We start from the raw sequence: 20,016 nt of genomic DNA, 5'->3' as shown, positions 1-20,016 counted from the left end.
ATTTGTGATCAATATTTAAAATATCTTAATTTAGTCAAAACAATTATATGTTTTATAAAGAAATATTGATTTGATTCAAATTGTTTTGATTTGTATGATGTGTGTAATAAAAAGTAAGTTGAATATTATTATGTCGGTTCGGATTAACAAGAAAATTGTCACTTTGTGCCTTACTTCATTGTTTGCTCTACAAACACATGCAGCGGTATTTGGAACTTATGAAGAAGAGGGATCACTTTTTAGGAGTTCTTTAAATGCGGAACTTAGTTCATCGGTAGCAGCGAAGTTTGACAGCAAGAAAAATTCTAAAGATGCCGTTTTGTATTATTTAGAACAGGCACGAATTTTACAGGTCAATCAACAGTATCAAGAAAGCCTGGATACTTATAAAAAAGCATTTGAATTGATCGATCAGCAAAACAACAGAAGTAAAATTAGTGTAACCCGTATGGGTTTCAAAGCCCTTTCCATGGTCAGTAATGAGTCCATTGTACCTTATTTGGTTCCTCCTTATGAGCAGGTTTTGGCGCATATTTCTCAAGCAAAAAATTATATTTTGCTGAATGATGCTGAAGCCGCAGGGGTAGAAATGCGTGTTGCACAACAAATTCAGCGTGAAATTGAACTGGCGCATGAGAAAGAGTTTGCTAAGAAAAAAGAAAAGCAGAAGACAGATAATAAAATTGATTATTCAACTTTAGATGAAGCTTTTGTTGGCTTGGACCCAATTGCAGGCCGAATTAAAAATACCTATCAAAATGGTTATGCTTTTTACATGGCGGCTAATTTGTGGGAAGCCACAGGCGACTATAACAATGCTTTGGTGGATTTTAAAAAAGCTTATGAATTACAGGGTGATTCAAATGTTGCCAAAGATGTGACCCGTGTGGATAAAGTATCGGGTAACAGTGCGAAATCAGTACCCGTCATTGTATTTATTGAACAGGGCACAGTACCGGAAAAGATTGAAAATAAACTGGCTTTTCCCATGCCAAATGGGCTGGTGAATATTGCATTTGCCACCTACGAGCCGAGTACTTATATGCCGCCGAAAAGCTTAAAAATAAAGCTGGGTGATCGACAAGTACAGCAAAGTGCTCTAGTTAGTGATATTGGGGCATTGGCTGTAAAAAACCTGAAAGAACAAACCATCAGTACCGTTACCAGTCAGATTGCACGAGCAACGACAAAATATGTGATGCAGCAACAATTGGGCCAGCAATTGGGCTCTATAGGTCAGCTGGCTGGAAATTTAATGAATGTTGCTACTGAACGTGCCGATTTAAGAGCATGGTCGACACTGCCAAGTAATACACAGGTGGCACGTTTCGAGGTAAGTCCAGGAAAACATAACCTGCAAATTATTGGACAACAGTCCTCTAGTCCAATGGTAAACGTTGAAGCAAATCCAAACCAAACCGTTTTTGTTTATGTCAGTGATATAAATAATAAAATTTCAGCCAGTGTAAGTGCTGTAACTCGTTAATTTTAAAAGAGTGGAATGATGAAAATATATTCAAAACTGGGGGTGGCCAGCCTTTTGGCTGCTTCGCTCACTGCTTGTACCGCACCCAATTCACTATCTACCCAAACCGCGGCAGATGGCACTTATAGTGTAAAAACCATCAGCAGTAACCCAAAACTGGTCACGCAAATTGGTGTTGATCGGATCAGTATGGGATATGCGGGCGATTTGAAAAAAGCGTCGATTGCAATCAAAGACCGCTGGTTTGTGAGTCGTAATTTTGAATACAAGATTGTGTGGGTAGATGCAAGCGGCTTTGAAGTGAATCCAGAAGGTTCACGTTGGAAGCCTATCCAGTTAACCGGCCGCGAAATAAAAACCGTTCAGTCCATTGCACCTAACCCATCTGCTGTTGATGTTGTTGTTTATTTGAGAAAAGATTAAGGATAAATTTTCCATGAAATTAAAATTAGCTTTGGCTACTACAGTTTTGACCAGTCTGGTATTGAGCGGTTGTGCTTCTACTAACGTAAGTTATGGAGATGCTCAGTCAGTTGAAACCTTGAATAAAGATTTTGGTTCTACCGATTTGCAGATGATTGCGGACAAAATGGTTGATGATATGTTGACCTTTCCGGTAATTGTTCAATTAACTCAAAATCGCCGCCCAGTGATGTTTGTAGACCGCATACGTAATAAGACTCAAGAACATATCGATACAGAGTCAATCACTGACACCATTCAAAACAAACTCATCAATTCAGGCAAATTCCGTTTTGTAGATATGACTTCTGCTAATGCATTAGCTCAACAGTTGGCATACCAAAAGCAAAGTGGATTGGTAAACCAGGCGACCTCTGTAAAAGCCGGTGGTCATATTGGCGCTGAATATATGCTAAACGGTAACCTATCAAGCATTGTCAAAAATGTTGGGGGTAAAAGTGATGTGTATTACAAGTTCACTTTAAAACTTCAAAATGTACAATCTGGCATTGTGGAATGGACAAGCGAGAAAGAAATTCGTAAATCATCGAAACGTTCGGCCTTCGGTTTATAATTTAAATGCGCAACTGTGCGATTGCATAGTTGCTTAAGAAGATAATAACGATGAATAAATTATTTTTAGCCTTATTCCTTGCAGGTTGTGCGACCACATCTGTATTTGCAGCATTAAAAGAAGTGGTCAAAGAAGCGTCGGGTAGTGGTGCTACCCAGCATCAAGCTATTTCAGAAGCCTTGTTGGTTGCGGTTCAATCGGTGAATGGCGCTACTGTTTCCTCACGTGTAGATTATGAAGAAACTGTCAATATGTCAGTTTCCAATAATAAATGGAGTTATTCGGGTAAAGTTTCTCCAGTATTTAGCGTAGATAATACTGGCTCAGGATCTGTAACTAAATTCCAAGTACTTAGTGTGACCGGATCAAAAAACAATTATCGTGCGAAAGTGCGTGCGCATGTTGTGCAGTACGAGTCATCCGTTCAAGATCAGTATTTACGCCGTATTGCTGTGCTGCCATTTCAATTTTATGAAAAAAACAACCGTTCTGCCAAGGTAGATTCTGCGGATGATTTCGCCTCAGAATTGTCTGATCAATTAGGGATTTACTTGGCTCAAACGGGACAATTGAGCTTGGTTGATCGTCATTATTTAAGCGAAATGCAGTCTGAAAATGAATTTTTATACTGGGATGGTGCACCGCAAGAATTGGCACGTATAGGTCAGAAAGTAGGTGCAGACTATTTGTTGGTGGGGCGTATCAATGATGTTTCGGTTGCCAATGGTCAACACATGTATGGTATGAATCAAGGTTCAGATCAAGTACGTTTAACCTGGCGGGTTATTGAGGCGAATACCAGTAAAGTTGTTGCAGCAGGCACCTTCAACCGTGTCATTGCAGACAATGCAATTCAAAACATGCTGAATAATTCATTAAATGATTCAAGTATAGATAAAATTGCGCAAGGTTTGAGCCAAGAGGTGTTGATTGGAATGAAACTCCAACCTGCTTCTTATCAAAATCAAGATGCAGGTTTTACTCCAACCTATGATATGACCCCAGGATCGAGTGAAAAGCCGATCAAATGGTAAGTTGTGCTTAAATCAGCTTTATTTGCATTTAAGTCCAAAGCCAGTACGGCCGTACTGGCTTTTTTATACCTGATGAAACTTAAGTTGGCGTAACTGCTTGGCGTGTTGCAGGGTCGTATCATTAATTTCGACACCGCCGGTCATGCGCGCCAGCTCATCAATCCGTTGTTCTTCGCTCAGGTCAATAATGGTACTACTTGCAGGATCCGTTTGACGTTTCTTCACCAACAGATGTTGATCGGATTGTGCCGCCACTTGGGCCTGATGGGTAATACATAAAATTTGTACATGCTGGGCTAAATCTGCCAGTAAGCGTCCGACCATTTCTGCCGTACCGCCACTAATCCCGACATCAATTTCATCGAACACCAAAACTTCGGATTCAGTTTTTTCCGCATTCATCACCTGCATGACCAGCGCAATACGTGACAGTTCACCACCGGATGCGACACGTGCCAGTGGCTGTGCCGGAATACCTTTGTTTGCAGTAAACATCAGTTGAATAAAGCTAAGCCCTTCCGATGACGCCTGTTCCAAAGGTTCAAACTTGAATTCAAAATAGGCTTCAGGCAATGCCAGTTGCTTCACCTGTTCCGTAAGTTTTTTAGCCAAAGGCGTTGCCGCTTCACGGCGAATCTCATCGAGGTGTTGTGCCTTGGCTAAAAAGTCTTGATGCGACAATTCTACTTGTTCAGCTAAAGTCTCAGGATCTTCCAGCTGATGCAGCTGTTCTAGTTCAGCCTGCCAGGCCTCATATTCCTCTTTCAATGTTTCAGGTTGGCTACGGTATTTACGTGCTAAACGGTGAAAGATTTCTAGTTGCGAATTGAGCTCTTCCATCCGTTCAGGATCAAAACTTTGACGGTCAATAAATAGATGTAAATTTGCCGTCGCATCAGCAATTTCACTTTGCGCATTCAGCAAAGAATTATAAATTTCTGCGAGTTGCTCACTGCGACCGGCATGTGATTCAAGGCGGCGAATAATCGAAGACACTTCTTGAGTAATATTGGGTTCGGCTTCATCGAGTGCATTTAAACTGTAGCTACAATCCAGCATGATATGTTCATGATGACTTAAACGGTCGAACTCTTGCTCAATCTCTTTATAGTCAATGTGAGTAATTTCTTCGAGTTCTTCAAGCTGTAATTCCAACGTTTCGATCCGCTGTTTACGGGTCGCTTGCGCATCCAATGCGGCCTGATGCTGGCGAATATCTTTTTGCCAGCTGCTATAGGCATCACGGACATCTTGTGCAGGCTGATAAAAGTTGTTGTAACGGTCTAGCCAGTGCTTGGGATAAGGATGTTCTAGTAATTGTTGCTGACTGTGCTGACTATACAGTTGCACCAGTAAACGGCCAATTTCTTTCAGTTCAGCCAAGCTGCTTGGGCGACCGTTAATCCAGGCTTTACTGCGGCCCGTGGCAAAAATTACCCGTCTTAAATGAATCTCGCCAGATTCATCATCCAACTCATGTGCTTTCAGCCATTCAGCTTCAGGACTTCGTTCTTTATAACTAAAAACGGCGGTAACATCGGCTTTATCGGAGCCAAAACGGACGTAATTGGTATCGGTGCGCTCACCTAAACAGGCAGACAGGGCATCCAGTAATAAAGATTTACCCGCACCCGTCTCGCCGGTCAGGACATTGAAACCGGGTTCAATATCAATGGCTAAATGATCGGCTAAAGCAAAGTTGATCAGAGTTAAGTGTGTCAGCATAAACGCATCCGAGCTGCGAAAAGTTTTAATCTAAGATAGTGAAATTTTGTTTTGGTCACAAGCCAGCTTTTATTTTAAGATGACGTAAAACATCACTATTTTACCTGATATTCAAGATGAAAATACCTTTTACCCAAGATACGCTATAAAAACAACATCTGCTGCAATTGAATTCAATATTACTAAGCTATTCGCTTACATCTAGCCAAACATGCCAGAAGACAGGCTGGCATAGATAAACCTAGATCAGTCATGTTCAAATAGTCTGCGATATTTTTCATTCTATTGAAACCATGCTTCAGGATGATAGGAGAATGACTCAATATCTGTCGAGGTACATCATGGATCGGTATTTATCAGAAAGTACTCCTGGGTTGAGGTTTAAATACTGAATTGAGTCAGCCAACCCAGCTTTGGATGTATCGAAAATTGCTGGGTTAATGGCCATTGTTTTGGTACAAGATTTGCTACTTGAAAAAGTGAATAGACCTTTAGTCGATGAAGTACAAAAACTTATTTGTGCTTATGCTAAGGTTGATTTAGACTCTCGCAAACTCGTGTTAAATCTTGCTTTTATTGATGCAGAAAAATAACTGCAACAATTTGTAAAATATTGATTTAGCCGTATGAAACACCGATTGATTAGTTGAATGCAGCTGTTTAAACTACATCAATCAAAAATTATAAATGCGCATTATCTGGAGAATACGCATGTCAAATCAGTTTGATCATGTTTCTGTTATCAAAAAATCGAATGTTTATTTCGGCGGTTCATGTATTAGTCATACCGTGCAATTCGAAGATGGCACAAAAAAGACCTTAGGGGTGATTTTACCGACTGAACAAGCACTGACTTTCGAAACTCATGTCCCTGAACGTATGGAAATTATTTCAGGCGAATGCCGTGTGCAAATCGCGGATAAAATCGAGAGTGAATTGTTCCGTGCAGGACAGTCTTTTTATGTCCCAGGCAATAGCCGTTTTAAAATCGAGACTGATGAAGTGCTCGATTATGTTTGCCATTTAGAAGGCTAGGCATAAGCCTTATTAAGGCAAAGAAATTTTAGCCTGAATCAGTTAAACTAGATTTAAGCATCAATCCTGTAAAGTCAGCTTTGCAGGATTTTTCTTTTTTGCATTGTATACAAACATTTTAGAGGCCGTTCATGGCAAAAACCGAATATTTCTATGGCGTTCACTCAGTGGAGTCATTACTTGAGCTTGAGCCAGAGCGTGTACTTACTTTATTTACGCTAAAAGGTCGTGACGATCAACGTTTGAAAAACGTTTTGGCTTTGGCTGACCCTTTCGGGATCAGTGTGCAACAGGCCAGTCGTGACAAACTGGAAAAATTGGCAGGTCAGCCCTTTCATCAGGGGGTGGTTGCCGCAGTCCGTCCGCATCCAACACTGAATGAACAGGATTTGGATGATTTGCTGAAACAAAATCCTCAAGCACTGTTGTTGGCTTTAGACCAGGTCACTGATCCACATAACCTGGGTGCGTGTATTCGTACAGCAGCGGCGATGGGTGTTGAAGCGGTGATTGTATCGCGTGACCGTTCTGCAAGCTTAACCCCGACAGCACGTAAAATTGCTGCAGGCGGCGCAGAGAAAGTGAAGTTTATTCAGGTGACCAATCTTGCACGTACTTTGGGTAACATCAAAGACGAATTCAATGTGCGTGTCGTTGGTACCATGCTGGATGAGAAAGCTTTACCGGTGCAGCAGTTTGATTTTACCGGAACAGGGGTGTGTGTGGTGATGGGTGCTGAAGATACAGGCCTGCGTCCAATTACCCAATCGCAATGCGATCAAACGGTTTATATTCCGATGGCAGGCAATTTGCAAAGTTTAAATGTCAGTGTGGCAACCGGTATGGCTTTGTATGAAGCTTGCCGCCAACGTAATGTGTAATTTTATTATCTCAATTTAAAAGTTGTTTGCTATGTCTCCCCGGTCCCAAGGTTATCTCTATGTCGCCATTACCATGTGTATCTGGGGGGGATTTACCATTACGTCCCGCTTAAATGCACAGTGGGGAATCAGCGCTTGGGATATCACGGCTTTACGTTTTGCTCTGGCATTCTGTATTTTAATGCCAATCCTGATCTATAAAAAAGACCTGGCCTTTTTATGGAAAAAAGAGCCCTTTCTTTTAGCAATGATTGGCGGGGTCGGATACTGTCTGACCTCATATAGCGCATTTCACTATGTGCCTGCAGCGCATGCCGCCATCTTTCTCAATGGCTGTCTTCCTTTGTGTACAGCACTTGCCGCATTTTTTCTGTTTAGACAGCCTTTTGATAAACATACCTGGGTCAGTCTGGTCATTATGCTCGCAGCAATTAGTGCGATGAGCTTTTTAATGTATCAGGAAACAGGTGTGGCTTTTGGTTTTGGCGACCTGCTGTTTTTGTTGAGTGCAATCTGGTGGGGTATATTTACCGTATTACTCCGTCAATGGAAACTGTCTGCATGGCATTCCATGGCCGGTGTCGCAATCTGGTCTGCGATCGTTTATGTGCCGATTTATCTGTTGTTTTTACCAAAAAATTTAACTGAACCTGAGCCTGTGCATTTACTGATGCAGGTGATTTTTCACGGTATTTTTGTGGTGATTGTGGCAACACTGACTTATGTAGAAGCCATTAAGCGCTTAGGTGCATTTAAGACAGGTAGTATCGTAACTTTGGCACCGTTTATGGCAGCAATTTTAGCTGTGCCGCTTTTAGGTGAGCCTTTAAGTCTGGCAATTATTTGTGGCTTGATTGGTATGGCGATTGGTGCTTTGCAGCCGTGGCGCTGGATCATGCATAAAGACAGCTTGCAACAGCAACTCGATCAACAAAAAAAGCAGTCTTAATCGACTGCTTTTTTTTGCTTGCTGCGTTGTAAATAAGCATTATGTAGCGGCTTTAAATGACTGTATAAATGGTCAAGATGACCATCATTTAGCACGATATCATCGGCTAGGCTTCGTTTCTTTTGACGTGGCATTTGTGCCTGAATAATCTTCTGAATTTGTTCAATCGATTGTCCATCACGTTGGCTAGCGCGCTGAATTTGTAATTCTTCAGTCGCATCAATGAGCAAGCTATGATCAGTCAATTCATGTTGATTGGTTTCAAAGAGCAGTGGAGAAACCAGAATGACATAAGGGCTGGTGGCAGCCTGAAGTTGTTGAATAATCGACTGGCGAATCGCAGGGTGGGTGATACTTTCCAGTACTTTGCGTGCGTTCGGATCTTTAAAAATATGTTCACGTAAAGCACGGCGATTCAGTTCTGCATTGTCTAAAAGCACCCAATCCCCAAAAGCTGCGTGAATTTGTTGCAACGCTGGCTGTCCTTTTTCGACAATCTCTCGTGCCACAATATCGGCATCCACCACGGTGATTCCTTGGGCTTCAAACCATGTACTTGCTGCAGATTTTCCGCTACCAATACCACCTGTTAAACCCAAGATAAAAGTCATTTACTCACCTAAAACTATTGCCCTAAATAGACTTTCATAATCTGCTCACCCCAAATAAACGCAATCCAGCCCGCAATGGCAATATAAGGACCAAAAGCAAAAGGCCGGTTTTCTTTACGTATTTTTAGCAGAATAATGCCAATAATTGCGCCTACCATGGATGAAAGTAGCACAATCAAAGGCAGCATTAAAGGTCCCATCCAGGCACCTAAAGCAGCGAGAAGCTTGAAATCTCCATAGCCCATACCTTCCTTGCCTGTAATGATTTTAAACAGGTAATACACAATCCAGAGACACAAGAAGCCAATAATATAGCCCCAGATTGCAGAGGTGGGGGAGGTATAGATGGCATAACTATTAATACCCAAACCCAGTGCTGCTAAGGTGAGAGTATAACGATCCGGCAGAAGCTGGGTATCAAAGTCAATAAAGGTCAGTGCAATGAGGGTCCAGGTCAACAGTAAACCAAAGAGCATTTGTAGGGTTGGACCAAATACTGCCACAATGACCAATGAACATACTGCAGTGAGTAGCTCAATCAATGGATAGCGAATACTAATTGGATTTTTGCAAGAGCCGCATTTGCCACCTAAAACTAACCAACTAATTAATGGAATGTTTTGATACCAGCGAATTTCTGTATGGCATTTAGGACAGGTGGATGCAGGTTTGCTGAGTGTAAGCTTAGATTCATCAATGATTGGTTGTTCTGGATGCAAAAACAATTGGCAATCACTACGCCATTCTTGCTCCATCATCTTGGGTGTACGGTAGATGACGACATTCAGAAAACTGCCAATACAAAGGCTAAAAAGCCCAACTGCAAGATAAAGTGCAGTTGGGTTATTGATAAAATAAGAGATAAATTCTTGCATTAAACCACAGAGCCCATTTGGAAGATTGGGAGGTACATGGCGATGACTAGACCACCAACGAGGACGCCAAGTACAGCCATAATTAACGGCTCCATCATTGAAGTTAGGCCATCGACAGCATTGTCGACTTCATTTTCAAAATGGGTCGCTACTTTATCTAGCATGGCATCCAGTGCACCTGACTCTTCCCCAATCGCCACCATTTGTACTGCCATGGAAGGAAATTTATTGGTGACACGCATGGCAAATTGCAGCTGTTGACCGGTGGCAACATCATCGCGAATTTTCATTACGGCTTGTTCATAGACACAATTGTTGGTTGCACCAGCGGTAGACTCTAATGCATCAATTAGGGGTACACCAGCAGCAAAGGTGGTCGCTAAAGTTCGACTGTAACGCGCGATAATCGCTTTATAAACCAAGTCACCAAAAATAGGAGCTTTGAGTGCTGCTTTATCCAGAAAATCACGGAATTTTTTACTGCGTTTTTTTGCTTCCAGAAAACCTGCAATAATGGCGCCAATGACAATAATCAGAACGAACCAGTATTTTTGCATCCATTCCGACATACCGACAACCATTTTAGTGAAAGCAGGAAGATCTGCTCCAAATGAACTGAATACATCTTTAAATACTGGTACAACTTTGACCATTAAAATAATGGTCACCACAAATGCAACGACAATAACAGCCATAGGATATTTCATGGCTTTTTTAATTTTTTGCTTTAAAAGTTCACTTTTTTCTTTATAGATGGCAACCCGGTCAAGCATGGTTTCTAATGCACCGGACTGTTCACCTGACTCAACCAGTGAGCAAAAAAGATTGTCAAAATATTGAGGGTATTTTTTAAGCGCGCCTGCAAAAGTATTACCCCCTTCGACTTCACCTTTAATGCCTAGAACCACTTCACGCATTGATGGGTTCTCTAAGCCTTCAGCAACAATTTCAAAGCTTTGTACCAGAGGTACACCTGCTTTCATCATGGTCGCCAGCTGGCGCGTGAAGATGGTGATATCGAGTGTAGACACCTTTTTTTTCATCAAGCCTTCGAGAATATTTTTTCTTTTTTCCCGAATCGTCTTAATGGTAATTCCTTGCTTACGTAAGGTCACTTTTGCAAGTGCCATGTTACGTGCAGGTAATTCTCCTTTAAGTTTTTCCCCTTTACGGTCAACCCCTTCATAACTGAAGGTTGGCATCATCTGTGCTTTTTTAACAGCCATGAATTTATCCTTATTTTTAAATGCTTGATCTATTCGCTGGTCACACGATTAACTTCCTGAAGAGAAGTCACCCCCTGCATGACCTTGATTAATCCTGAACGACGTAAATTATTAAACCCCGATCTTGAAGATGCTGCAGCAATTTCAAGTGCATTGCCATCTTCCATAATAATTTTCGAAATTTCAGGTGTCACTTTCATGACTTCGTAAATACCGACACGACCCTTATAACCTTCCCGACATTCTGAACAGCCGACAGGTTGATATACTTGAAAATCTGGGTGTTTAAGATCTTCTTCTCGAAATCCCATTTCTAATAAGCTGGGTTCTGGAACATCAGCAGGAATTTTACATTGTGGACATAGACGTCGAGCTAAACGTTGTGCAATCACCAAGTTTACAGAGGTGGCAATATTAAAGGAAGGTACACCCATATTCCTTAAGCGCGTCAATGTTTCAGGTGCACTGTTGGTGTGAAGTGTGGACATCACCATATGACCCGTCTGGGCGGCTTTAATGGCAATTTCTGCTGTTTCTAAATCTCGAATCTCACCGACCATCACAATATCAGGATCCTGACGCAAAAATGACTTGAGGGCAGCAGAGAAGGTCAAGCCGACTTTGGCATTGACATTGACTTGGTTAATGCCTTCAAGATTAATTTCCACCGGGTCTTCGGCCGTTGAAATATTGGTATCTTCACGATTGAGGATATTCAAACCGGTATATAAAGAAACCGTTTTACCGGAACCTGTCGGACCTGTGATCAGTAGCATGCCTTGAGGTTTGTCCAGCGCTTGCATAAACAGCTCTTTTTGCTCGGGTTCATAGCCCAATGCATCAATACCCAGCATCGCACTGGATGGATCCAGAATACGCAGTACTAACTTTTCACCAAACAAGGTGGGTAATGAGTTGACACGAAAGTCGATGGCTTTGCTTTTGGAAAGTTTGAGTTTAATCCGTCCATCTTGCGGTAAGCGCTTTTCAGAAATATCCATCTGCGACATTACTTTTAAGCGCGAAGCTAAACGTGTTGCCAGTTGCAAGGGTGGGTTGGCAATTTGACGTAGAACACCATCGACGCGATAACGAACCCGATAACTTTTTTCATAAGGTTCAAAATGTAAGTCTGACGCGCCCATACGAATCGCATCAATCAATAATTTATTAATGTATTTAACAATCGGTGCTTCATCCGCTTGTTGCTCATTGTCATCATCTTCTTTTTGACTCAGATCTTCTTGCTCGAGATTTAAGTCGATATCATCATCGGAGAATTCAAACGTATCTGCTTCAGCAAAGTTTTGTTCAATCAGTTTTGTTAATTTTTGATGTTCAACAATTACCGCTTCAATATTCATTTTACTACTGAAGCGGATCGCATCCATGGCATCCATGTTGGTTGGATTGCTGGTGGCAACATAAAGTAAATTGCCGCGTTTAAAAATAGGCAGCACACGATGTTTGCTAATCAGTTTTTCATCGATTCCTTCACGGATAATTTGTGCCGGATCATAAACACTAAGGTCGAACAGCGGTTCCCCAAACTCTTGAGAAATTTTCTCTGCAATATCCAAAGAGGAAATTTTTAACTGATCAATGAGAAAAGGAACAATATCTTGATTGGCTTTTTTTGCACTTAATACTGCATTCTGCATGTTTTCAGCAGAAACTAAGCCATCTTCGACCAAACGGCGGATAAAACCAGTGAATCTTGGTGAACCTTGTAGTGCTGTCATGCTTTAATATGCCTGCTCAATCAATTTGTTTATAATTGGTATCTTTAAATTATACTTTTGTTATATAAAAATACCATATCTGAAAATGTTGTCATCTACTTAATATCAGATAAAACTTTGAACCAGTCGTAATTACATGCAGAAGTTTTTCTCAAGAATAGGATGATGACTTGCAAAAATTAAGCATAGCGTAAAAAAAGCCATATGAAAATTTTCTAAAAAATACTGAATTCCGTGTAGAATGTGCGCGGTTAAATGAATTGTTTTTAATAGGTTACTGTATGTCGGGTTCGGCTATTACTCCTTGGGTTGTTGGCAATTGGAAAATGAACCCAATGCAGGCAGACGCCAAAGAGCTGGTAAATGGTTTTAAAGAATTATTGCAAAATAATGAAATTAAAGAAAAAAATTGTCATTTAGGTGTTGCGCCTAGTATGCTTGCCTTGGCCGGTATTCAGCAGGAATTGGCAAGTGCAGTTCGATCTGTTTATAGCGTTGCGCAGGATGTTTCGCGTATTGCCGGTACGGGGGCCTATACCGGTGAAGTGAGCGCTGAACTTCTTAAAGATCATCAAATTGATTTTGTACTGATTGGTCATTCAGAGCGTCGTGAAATCTTTGGCGAAACTGCGTCTATATTGAATGAAAAAGTTAAAAATGCCTTAAATGCAGGATTAACCATCATTTACTGTGTAGGTGAAAGCCTGGAACAACGTGAAAATGGTCAAGCAGAGCAGGTGGTATTGCAACAAATCTGTGATATTGCCGCGGTGGTTCAAGCTGAACAGTGGCAAAAAATTGTGATTGCCTATGAACCGATTTGGGCCATTGGCACCGGCAGAACAGCTTCACCCGAAGATGCACAGGCCATGCATGCCAAAATTCGTGAAGGCTTAACGCAAATTACATCGTTCGGTCCAAGCATCGCCATTTTGTATGGCGGTAGTGTTAAGGCTGAAAATGCAGTAGAGTTGGCCGCCTGTCCAGATATTAATGGTGCGCTGGTTGGCGGTGCATCTTTAAATGCAGAGTCTTTCTATAAAATAGCTCAGGCTTTTGCAAATACAAAATAATTAGGAGTTCAGCATGCAAACTTTTGTGCTGGTAGTACATATTATCTTAGCCATTTTAATGATTGTATTGATTCTGGTACAACATGGTAAAGGTGCAGATGCAGGCGCATCATTTGGTGGTGGCGGTGCTGCAACTGTATTTGGTGCTTCAGGTTCAGCGAATTTTATGACTCGCTTAACCGGCGTTTTGACCGCTTTATTCTTTGTCACCAGCTTAACTTTAGCAGTGTTTGCCAAAAAACAGACTACAGATGCTTATAGCTTGAAATCAGTGCAAACCACCACGACTGCGCCGGCAAATTCGAATGAAACTTCGCCAGTCGCACCGAAAACAGGCGAATAAGCTGATTTAGTCCTTTCTTTTTGGACCTGATCCGACTAGAATGCGACACAGCTGCGGTGGTGGTGGAATTGGTAGACACGCTACCTTGAGGTGGTAGTGCCTTCGGGCGTGGGGGTTCAAGTCCCCCCTTCCGCACCAACTTGTAATCCAGAACATAAGTTGGTGTTGTGCAGCAAATCTGTTGATGCGGGATGGAGCAGTCTGGTAGCTCGTCGGGCTCATAACCCGAAGGTCGTTGGTTCAAATCCAGCTCCCGCTACCAATACTACTTGGAAGCAAACCAAGTAGGCGATTTAAATAATATTTAAATGGTGATTAATTTTTGCATGTTGTTGCGGGATGGAGCAGTCTGGTAGCTCGTCGGGCTCATAACCCGAAGGTCGTTGGTTCAAATCCAGCTCCCGCTACCACTTTTTGATTAGGGTGCAACTTAATCAAGCAACCACTGAACAGTTTTTGATTGAAAATGCTCAGTGAATTGTATATAATTTTTGCACGTTGTTGCGGGATGGAGCAGTCTGGTAGCTCGTCGGGCTCATAACCCGAAGGTCGTTGGTTCAAATCCAGCTCCCGCTACCAAGTTTCTAAAAGGCTCACAAAAATGGTGGGCCTTTTTGCACAGTGGACTTTGGTTTTTCTGTGTACACAGGGGCGATTACGCCCTTTTTTATTGGCTATCGTGTAGTGTCGACATCCATTGGTCAAATCGTCATGTTTCACTACTAATATAGTTGAGTTAGTCTGAACCGGTCACAGCGACTATTGAATCGCACAACAATGACGAGAGTAAATGAAGCTATCAAATAAAACTCAAGCACTCCAAGATCTTATAGCTCCTGCAGTGCAAGCTTGTAATGTAGAACTTTGGGGAATCGAATTTCTTCCTCAGGGTAAACGTTCTTTATTACGTATCTATATTGATAAAACCAACGAAAACAACACGCAACCTGTCATGAATGAAGATGGTGAGCTCGAAGAAGGTCGTGGTATTGGCGTTCAAGATTGTGTTCGCGTAACACAGCAAGTCGGCGCAATGCTTGACGTACATGATCCAATTTCTGGCGAATACTCACTTGAAGTATCTTCTCCGGGTTGGGATCGACCATTCTTTCAACTTAACCAAATGCCAGCGTATATTGGACAGCAAATTGCTTTACGTCTGATTAGTGCTGTAGATAACCGTCGTAAATTTCAAGCAAAACTCATTGCTGTTGATCTTGAAAATGAAGTCATTCAAGTCGAAGTTGAAAAACAACAAGTACTTGAAATCGACAGTCATAATATCGACAAATCAAATTTGATCTTTCAAGATTAATTCATTCAATAAATAAGAATCTGAACGAATAGGTGACTTATGGCTCGTGAAATTCTTACCGTAGTAGAAACGGTTAGTAACGAAAAAGGTGTAAGTCGTGATGCAATTTTTGAAGCGCTTGAACAAGCTTTAGTTGCTGCGACTAAAAAGAAATTTTACGAAGGCACACACTCGGAAGAAGCACGTTTACGTGTGGAAATCGATCGTAAAACCGGTGATTACCGTACTTTCCGTCAATGGGAAGTGGTTGCGGACGAAGATCACGAAATGCCTGCATGTCAGGATGCGATCTCTGATCTGGACCCTGAACAATGGTCAATCGGTGACATTCGTGAACTTGAAGTTGAATCGATTGATTTCGGTCGAATTGCTGCACAAATTGCAAAACAAGTGATCGTGCAAAAAATTCGTGAAGCTGAACGTGCTTTAATTGCTGATGCTTACGAATCTAAAGTCGGTGAACTCATCTACGGTGAAGTGAAAAAACAAACCAAAGATGGCTTTATTATTGACTTGGGTGAAAATGCTGAAGCATATCTTGCTCGTGAAGAGATGATTCCTAAAGAAATTCTTCGCCCGAAACAACGTATGAGCGCCATTTTATATAGCGTGAACCGTGAAGGTCGTGGTGCACAATTATTATTGTCACGTGCGCGTCCTGAAATGCTGATTGCTTTGATGAAGAAAGAAATTCCTGAAATTTCTGAAGAAATCATCGAAATTAAAGCAGCTGCACGCCAGCCGGGTGTTCGTGCTAAAATCGCTGTGAAAACGAACGATCATCGTATTGATCCTGTTGGTGCTTGTATTGGTATGCGTGGTACACGTATCCAGGCAGTACAATCAGAATTGAACGGTGAACGTATTGATGTGGTGGTATGGTCTGATGATCCAGCACAGTACATTGCAAGTGCTTTAGAGCCTGCAGATGTATCAAGTATTGTGATTGATGAAGATGCACATAGCGCCGATATCATTTTTGCTGCAACGGATCAGTTGGCACGTGCCATTGGTTCACAAGGTCAAAATGTTCGTTTAGCATCTGAATTGACTGGCTACAAATTGGATATGATGCTCGAAGAAGAATTCTACGCGCGTCAACAAAATGAAGCTCAACAATACCTCGACATGTTTGTAACACGTCTTGATATTGAAGAAGATTTGGCAATGGCTTTGGTTGAAATGGGCTTTACTTCGCTTGAAGAGATTGCTTACGTTCCAGCTGAAACATTCGATGAAATTGAACTTGATGCTGAAACTGTTGAATTATTGCAAAGCCGTGCGAAAGAAATTACATTGGCAGACGCATTAAAACAACAAGAAAACATCCAAGAACCAAGTGCAGAACTTGTTGCAATGGCTGGGATGACACAGGAAATCGCGTATGCACTTGCAGCTCGCGGTGTGGTAACAGTAGATGATTTGGCTGACCAGGCGACTGACGATATTGAAGATATTGAAGGTTTGGGTGCTGAAAAAGCCGGTCAACTCATTATGAAAGCGCGCGAATCATGGTTTAACTAGGAGGAAATATATGACGGACAAGTCGATTAAAGAGTTAGCTCTCAGCGTAGAACGTCCAGTTGAGAAGCTCCTAGAGCAGGTTCGTGACGCAGGTTTACCGCAACGTAAAGCTGAAGATATTATTTCCACTGAACAACAAAATACCCTCGTTAACCATTTGAAGAAACTTCATGGTCAAGACGATGGGCATGCAGGAAAAATCACGTTGAAACGTAAAACAACCAGTACTGCTAAAGTGGCCAGTACATCAGGTAAGGCGAAAACAATTAATGTAGAAGTTCGCAAGAAGCATACATTTGTTAAGCCAGATCCTGAACAAATTAAAGCTGAAGCTTTAGCGAAAGCGCAGGCAGACAAGAATGCAGCTGCATCTACTGCTAATGCTGAGCAAAAAGCGGATGACGCACCTCAAACAGGCGTATCTAAAGCGAAACAAGCTTTGGAAGCAATGCGTGCTGCTGCTAAGCAAGAAACGGCTAAGCAAGAAGTACCAAAAGCTGCTGTTGTTGTGAAGCGCAAGTCAAACAACAAACCGATTGTAAAACAAACGGTTAAACAAGTTGAAACAGCTGAACAGAAAAAATTACGTGAAGCTCAAGCTGCGCAATTAAAAGCAGTTGAAGAAGCAGCACGTCGCAAGTCAGCAGAAGAAGCGCAACAACGTACGCTTGAACAAATGCGTCAAATGGCTTCGAAATACACCTCTGAAGATACTACTGCAACGATTCGTGTTGTCGATGATTCTCCATTGGCGGCAGGTCTTGTTGGCCAGGCTTATGAAGATTCATTTGCGAAAGAAGACCGCGAAATTAAACGTGGTGGCAACACAACAACTGCGCGTGCACCGAAAAAAGGTGGACGTCGTGGTCAGGAAGAGCAAAGCTTCAGTAAACAGCCTAAACGTGGTTTGAAAACCAGCCAAGGCAATAAGCATGGTTTTGAAAAACCTGTTAAAAAACAAGTTTATGATGTTGAAATTGGCGAAACCATTGTTGTTGCTGACTTAGCTGCAAAAATGGCGATCAAGGTTCGCGAAGTGATCAAATCACTCATGAAAATGGGTGAGCTTGTTACTCAGAACCAAGCCATTGAGCAAGAAATTGCAGCCCTTGTGGTTGAAGAAATGGGTCATAACCCAGTTCTGGTTTCTGATACTCAAGCCGAAGATAACTTACTTGAAGCAGCTGAAGAAGCGCGTGGCGTTCAAACCACTCGTGCTCCTGTTGTTACGATCATGGGTCACGTTGACCATGGTAAAACATCGCTTCTTGACCGTATTCGTCGTACCAAAGTGGCTGCGGGCGAAGCTGGCGGTATCACACAGCATATCGGTGCATATCACGTTAAAACGGATAAAGGCATTATCACTTTCTTGGATACACCGGGACACGCAGCGTTTACTTCAATGCGTTCACGTGGTGCCAAAGCGACTGATATCGTGGTTCTTGTTGTTGCAGCTGATGATGGTGTAATGCCACAAACTGCTGAAGCAATTGATCATGCACGTGCTGCAGGTACGCCAATCATTGTTGCTATCAACAAGATGGATAAAGAATCTGCTGATCCAGATCGCGTATTAAACGAATTGACCACCAAAGAAATCGTGCCTGAACAATGGGGCGGTGACGTACCTGTGGCAATGGTTTCTGCACATTCTGGTCAAGGTATTGATGAACTGCTTGACCTTATTTCGATTCAGTCAGAAATGCTTGAATTGAAAGCATCTGAAGAAGGTGCTGCGCAAGGTGTTGTAATTGAAGCGCGTGTAGACAAAGACCGCGGTGCTGTTGCGTCTATTCTTGTACAAAACGGTACATTGAATGTAGGTGATTTAGTGCTTGCCGGTGCATCTTACGGTCGTGTTCGTGCGATGGTAGATGAAAACGGTAAACGTATTAAATCGGCAGGTCCTTCCATTCCAGTAGAAATTCTGGGTCTTCCTGAAGCGCCAATGGCGGGTGACGAAGTTCTTGTTGTAAACGATGAGAAAAAAGCACGCGAAGTTGCTGATGCACGTATGGCTCGCGAACGTGAAAAACGTCTTGAGCGTCAATCTGCAATGCGTCTTGAAAACATCATGGCGTCTATGGGCAAAAAAGATGTTCCTTATGTGAACGTTGTACTTAAAACTGATGTACGCGGTACCTTGGAAGCATTGACTGTAGCCTTGCAAGCATTGGCAACAGATGAAGTTCGTGTACGTGTAATCGGTTCGGGCGTTGGTGCAATCACTGAGTCTGACGTTACCCTTGCTGAATCTTCTGAAGCGGTTCTACTTGGCTTTAACGTACGTGCTGATAATACTGCGCGTCAAAAAGCTGATGCAGACGGCATTGATATTCGTTACTACAGCATCATCTATGAATTGATTGATGACGTGAAAGCGGCAATGAGCGGTAAGCTTGCTCCTGAGCATCGTGAAACGATTCTGGGTGTTGCTCAAGTACGTGAAGTGTTCCACTCAAGCAAATTTGGTGCAGCCGCTGGTTGTATGGTTCTTGAAGGCGTATTGCATCGTAACAAACCGATTCGCGTATTACGTGATGACGTGGTTGTGTTCCAGGGTGAGCTTGAATCTCTTCGTCGCTTTAAAGAAGTGGTTGAAGAAGTTCGTGCCGGTATGGAATGTGGTCTTGCGGTGAAAGGCTATAAAGACATCAAAGCACTCGATAAGATCGAAGTGTACGATGTTCAATTGATTAAACGGAGTCTTTAATGGCGGGTAGTCAGCGTCTTAAGCGTATGGGTGATACAGTTCAGCGCGAGTTGTCTGAACTGATTCGTCAAGAGCTTAAAGATCCACGCTTAGGTGGTCTTGTGACCATCTCTGCGGTGAAAGTGAGCGCAGACTTAGGATATGCCGAAGTTTATGTGACTGTAATGGGTCGTGAACTTGGTGATGACCAAAGCGAAGCCGCAAATAAAGAAACTCTAGATGTTTTAAACAAAGCATCTGGGTTCTTGCGTCACGAATTGAGTCGTCGGATCAAGACACGTATTACGCCACGTTTGCGTTTCCATTATGACAAAACCAATGCTTACGGCAATTATATGTTTGGTCTGATTGCAGAAGCAGTGAAGGATTTACCGCCTGCTGAAGCAAAGCAAGATGATGAATAATTGATGTAATAAAAAAGCCACCTTCGGGTGGCTTTTTTATA

Annotated in this window: 19 protein-coding genes and 4 tRNA genes; 18 read left to right on the top strand and 5 right to left on the bottom strand. The window is 42.2% G+C overall.

Features of this window, described 5'->3' with window-relative positions:
- Nucleotides 1-130 precede the first annotated feature (130 nt).
- From ACU0NF_RS03135 to ACU0NF_RS03120, 4 genes are read left to right on the top strand one after another with little or no spacing between them, the layout of a single operon-like run.
- Complete coding sequence (locus tag ACU0NF_RS03135; protein ID WP_445660098.1) at nt 131-1,486, top strand: COG3014 family protein; 1,356 nt, start codon at nt 131-133, stop codon at nt 1,484-1,486.
- Nucleotides 1,487-1,504: 18 nt separating this feature from the next.
- Complete coding sequence (locus ACU0NF_RS03130) at nt 1,505-1,909, top strand: DUF1425 domain-containing protein (RefSeq protein WP_131383773.1); 405 nt, start codon at nt 1,505-1,507, stop codon at nt 1,907-1,909.
- 13 nt (nt 1,910-1,922) lie between these two features.
- The gene (gene lpoB / locus ACU0NF_RS03125) at nt 1,923-2,522 is read left to right on the top strand and encodes a penicillin-binding protein activator LpoB (RefSeq protein WP_445660097.1); all 600 of its coding nucleotides are present in this window, start codon (nt 1,923-1,925) and stop codon (nt 2,520-2,522) included.
- A gap of 50 nt (nt 2,523-2,572) precedes the next feature.
- Nucleotides 2,573-3,556: a CsgG/HfaB family protein gene (locus ACU0NF_RS03120; protein ID WP_445660096.1), complete on the top strand. Its 984-nt coding sequence runs from the start codon at nt 2,573-2,575 to the stop codon at nt 3,554-3,556.
- Nucleotides 3,557-3,619: 63 nt separating this feature from the next.
- Here ACU0NF_RS03120 and recN read toward each other — a convergent pair whose 3' ends face one another.
- Nucleotides 3,620-5,281 carry a DNA repair protein RecN gene (gene recN, locus ACU0NF_RS03115; RefSeq protein WP_445660095.1) on the bottom strand — a complete coding sequence of 554 codons (1,662 nt, stop codon included), beginning with the start codon at nt 5,279-5,281 and terminating at the stop codon, nt 3,620-3,622.
- A gap of 440 nt (nt 5,282-5,721) precedes the next feature.
- Here recN and ACU0NF_RS03110 point away from each other — a divergent pair, with 440 nt between their 5' ends.
- The 4 genes from ACU0NF_RS03110 (at nt 5,722) to ACU0NF_RS03095 (ending at nt 8,146) form a co-directional block, all read left to right on the top strand.
- Nucleotides 5,722-5,874 carry a hypothetical protein gene (locus tag ACU0NF_RS03110; RefSeq protein ID WP_445660094.1) on the top strand — a complete coding sequence of 51 codons (153 nt, stop codon included), beginning with the start codon at nt 5,722-5,724 and terminating at the stop codon, nt 5,872-5,874.
- 118 nt (nt 5,875-5,992) lie between these two features.
- Nucleotides 5,993-6,316, top strand: a complete 324-nt coding sequence (gene ppnP, locus ACU0NF_RS03105) for a pyrimidine/purine nucleoside phosphorylase (protein WP_067866108.1) — start codon at nt 5,993-5,995, stop codon at nt 6,314-6,316.
- Nucleotides 6,317-6,447: 131 nt separating this feature from the next.
- A complete protein-coding gene (gene rlmB / locus ACU0NF_RS03100) occupies nt 6,448-7,197 on the top strand; it encodes a 23S rRNA (guanosine(2251)-2'-O)-methyltransferase RlmB (RefSeq protein WP_425918515.1) in 750 nt (249 codons plus the stop codon).
- Nucleotides 7,198-7,228: 31 nt separating this feature from the next.
- A complete protein-coding gene (locus ACU0NF_RS03095) occupies nt 7,229-8,146 on the top strand; it encodes a DMT family transporter (protein ID WP_445660093.1) in 918 nt (305 codons plus the stop codon).
- Here ACU0NF_RS03095 and coaE read toward each other — a convergent pair.
- From coaE to pilB, 4 genes are read right to left on the bottom strand one after another with little or no spacing between them, the layout of a single operon-like run.
- Nucleotides 8,143-8,757, bottom strand: a complete 615-nt coding sequence (coaE, locus tag ACU0NF_RS03090; protein WP_370982661.1) for a dephospho-CoA kinase — start codon at nt 8,755-8,757, stop codon at nt 8,143-8,145. The genes ACU0NF_RS03095 and coaE overlap by 4 nt on opposite strands.
- A 14-nt stretch (nt 8,758-8,771) precedes the next feature.
- Nucleotides 8,772-9,632: a prepilin peptidase gene (locus tag ACU0NF_RS03085; RefSeq protein WP_445660092.1), complete on the bottom strand. Its 861-nt coding sequence runs from the start codon at nt 9,630-9,632 to the stop codon at nt 8,772-8,774.
- Nucleotides 9,632-10,858, bottom strand: a complete 1,227-nt coding sequence (locus tag ACU0NF_RS03080; RefSeq protein ID WP_445660091.1) for a type II secretion system F family protein — start codon at nt 10,856-10,858, stop codon at nt 9,632-9,634. The genes ACU0NF_RS03085 and ACU0NF_RS03080 overlap by 1 nt, the downstream gene beginning before the upstream one ends.
- Nucleotides 10,859-10,887: 29 nt before the next feature.
- A complete protein-coding gene (gene pilB, locus ACU0NF_RS03075) occupies nt 10,888-12,600 on the bottom strand; it encodes a type IV-A pilus assembly ATPase PilB (RefSeq protein ID WP_445660090.1) in 1,713 nt (570 codons plus the stop codon).
- Nucleotides 12,601-12,881: 281 nt separating this feature from the next.
- Here pilB and tpiA point away from each other — a divergent pair, with 281 nt between their 5' ends.
- The 10 genes from tpiA to ACU0NF_RS03025 all read left to right on the top strand — a co-directional run bounded on the left by tpiA (nt 12,882) and on the right by ACU0NF_RS03025 (nt 19,975).
- Nucleotides 12,882-13,673, top strand: coding sequence for a triose-phosphate isomerase (tpiA, locus tag ACU0NF_RS03070; protein WP_445660089.1), 792 nt, complete (start codon nt 12,882-12,884; stop codon nt 13,671-13,673).
- Between the two features lie 13 nt (nt 13,674-13,686).
- Nucleotides 13,687-14,016, top strand: coding sequence for a preprotein translocase subunit SecG (secG, locus tag ACU0NF_RS03065; protein WP_086193057.1), 330 nt, complete (start codon nt 13,687-13,689; stop codon nt 14,014-14,016).
- A 53-nt stretch (nt 14,017-14,069) separates the two neighbouring features.
- Nucleotides 14,070-14,154 (top strand) — tRNA-Leu (locus tag ACU0NF_RS03060).
- A gap of 47 nt (nt 14,155-14,201) precedes the next feature.
- A tRNA-Met gene (locus ACU0NF_RS03055) sits at nt 14,202-14,278 on the top strand.
- A gap of 71 nt (nt 14,279-14,349) precedes the next feature.
- A tRNA-Met gene (locus tag ACU0NF_RS03050) sits at nt 14,350-14,426 on the top strand.
- 92 nt (nt 14,427-14,518) lie between these two features.
- Nucleotides 14,519-14,595, top strand: a tRNA-Met gene (locus tag ACU0NF_RS03045).
- A 211-nt stretch (nt 14,596-14,806) separates the two neighbouring features.
- Nucleotides 14,807-15,331, top strand: a complete 525-nt coding sequence (gene rimP / locus ACU0NF_RS03040) for a ribosome maturation factor RimP (protein WP_445660088.1) — start codon at nt 14,807-14,809, stop codon at nt 15,329-15,331.
- 39 nt (nt 15,332-15,370) lie between these two features.
- Entirely contained in the window at nt 15,371-16,855 is a 1,485-nt protein-coding gene (gene nusA, locus ACU0NF_RS03035) for a transcription termination factor NusA (RefSeq protein WP_131383749.1), read from the top strand.
- A gap of 10 nt (nt 16,856-16,865) precedes the next feature.
- Nucleotides 16,866-19,571 (top strand): translation initiation factor IF-2, encoded by a 2,706-nt coding sequence (infB, locus tag ACU0NF_RS03030; RefSeq protein WP_445660087.1) that lies wholly within the window; start codon nt 16,866-16,868, stop codon nt 19,569-19,571.
- Nucleotides 19,571-19,975 carry a ribosome-binding factor A gene (locus ACU0NF_RS03025; RefSeq protein WP_131267933.1) on the top strand — a complete coding sequence of 135 codons (405 nt, stop codon included), beginning with the start codon at nt 19,571-19,573 and terminating at the stop codon, nt 19,973-19,975. Before infB ends, ACU0NF_RS03025 begins: the two co-directional genes overlap by 1 nt.
- Nucleotides 19,976-20,016 lie beyond the last annotated feature (41 nt).

The organism is Acinetobacter sp. F16 (genome assembly GCF_052712855.1).
The sequence above is the reverse complement of the archived record's forward strand: the minus strand, read 5'-3'. Positions and strand labels throughout refer to the sequence as shown.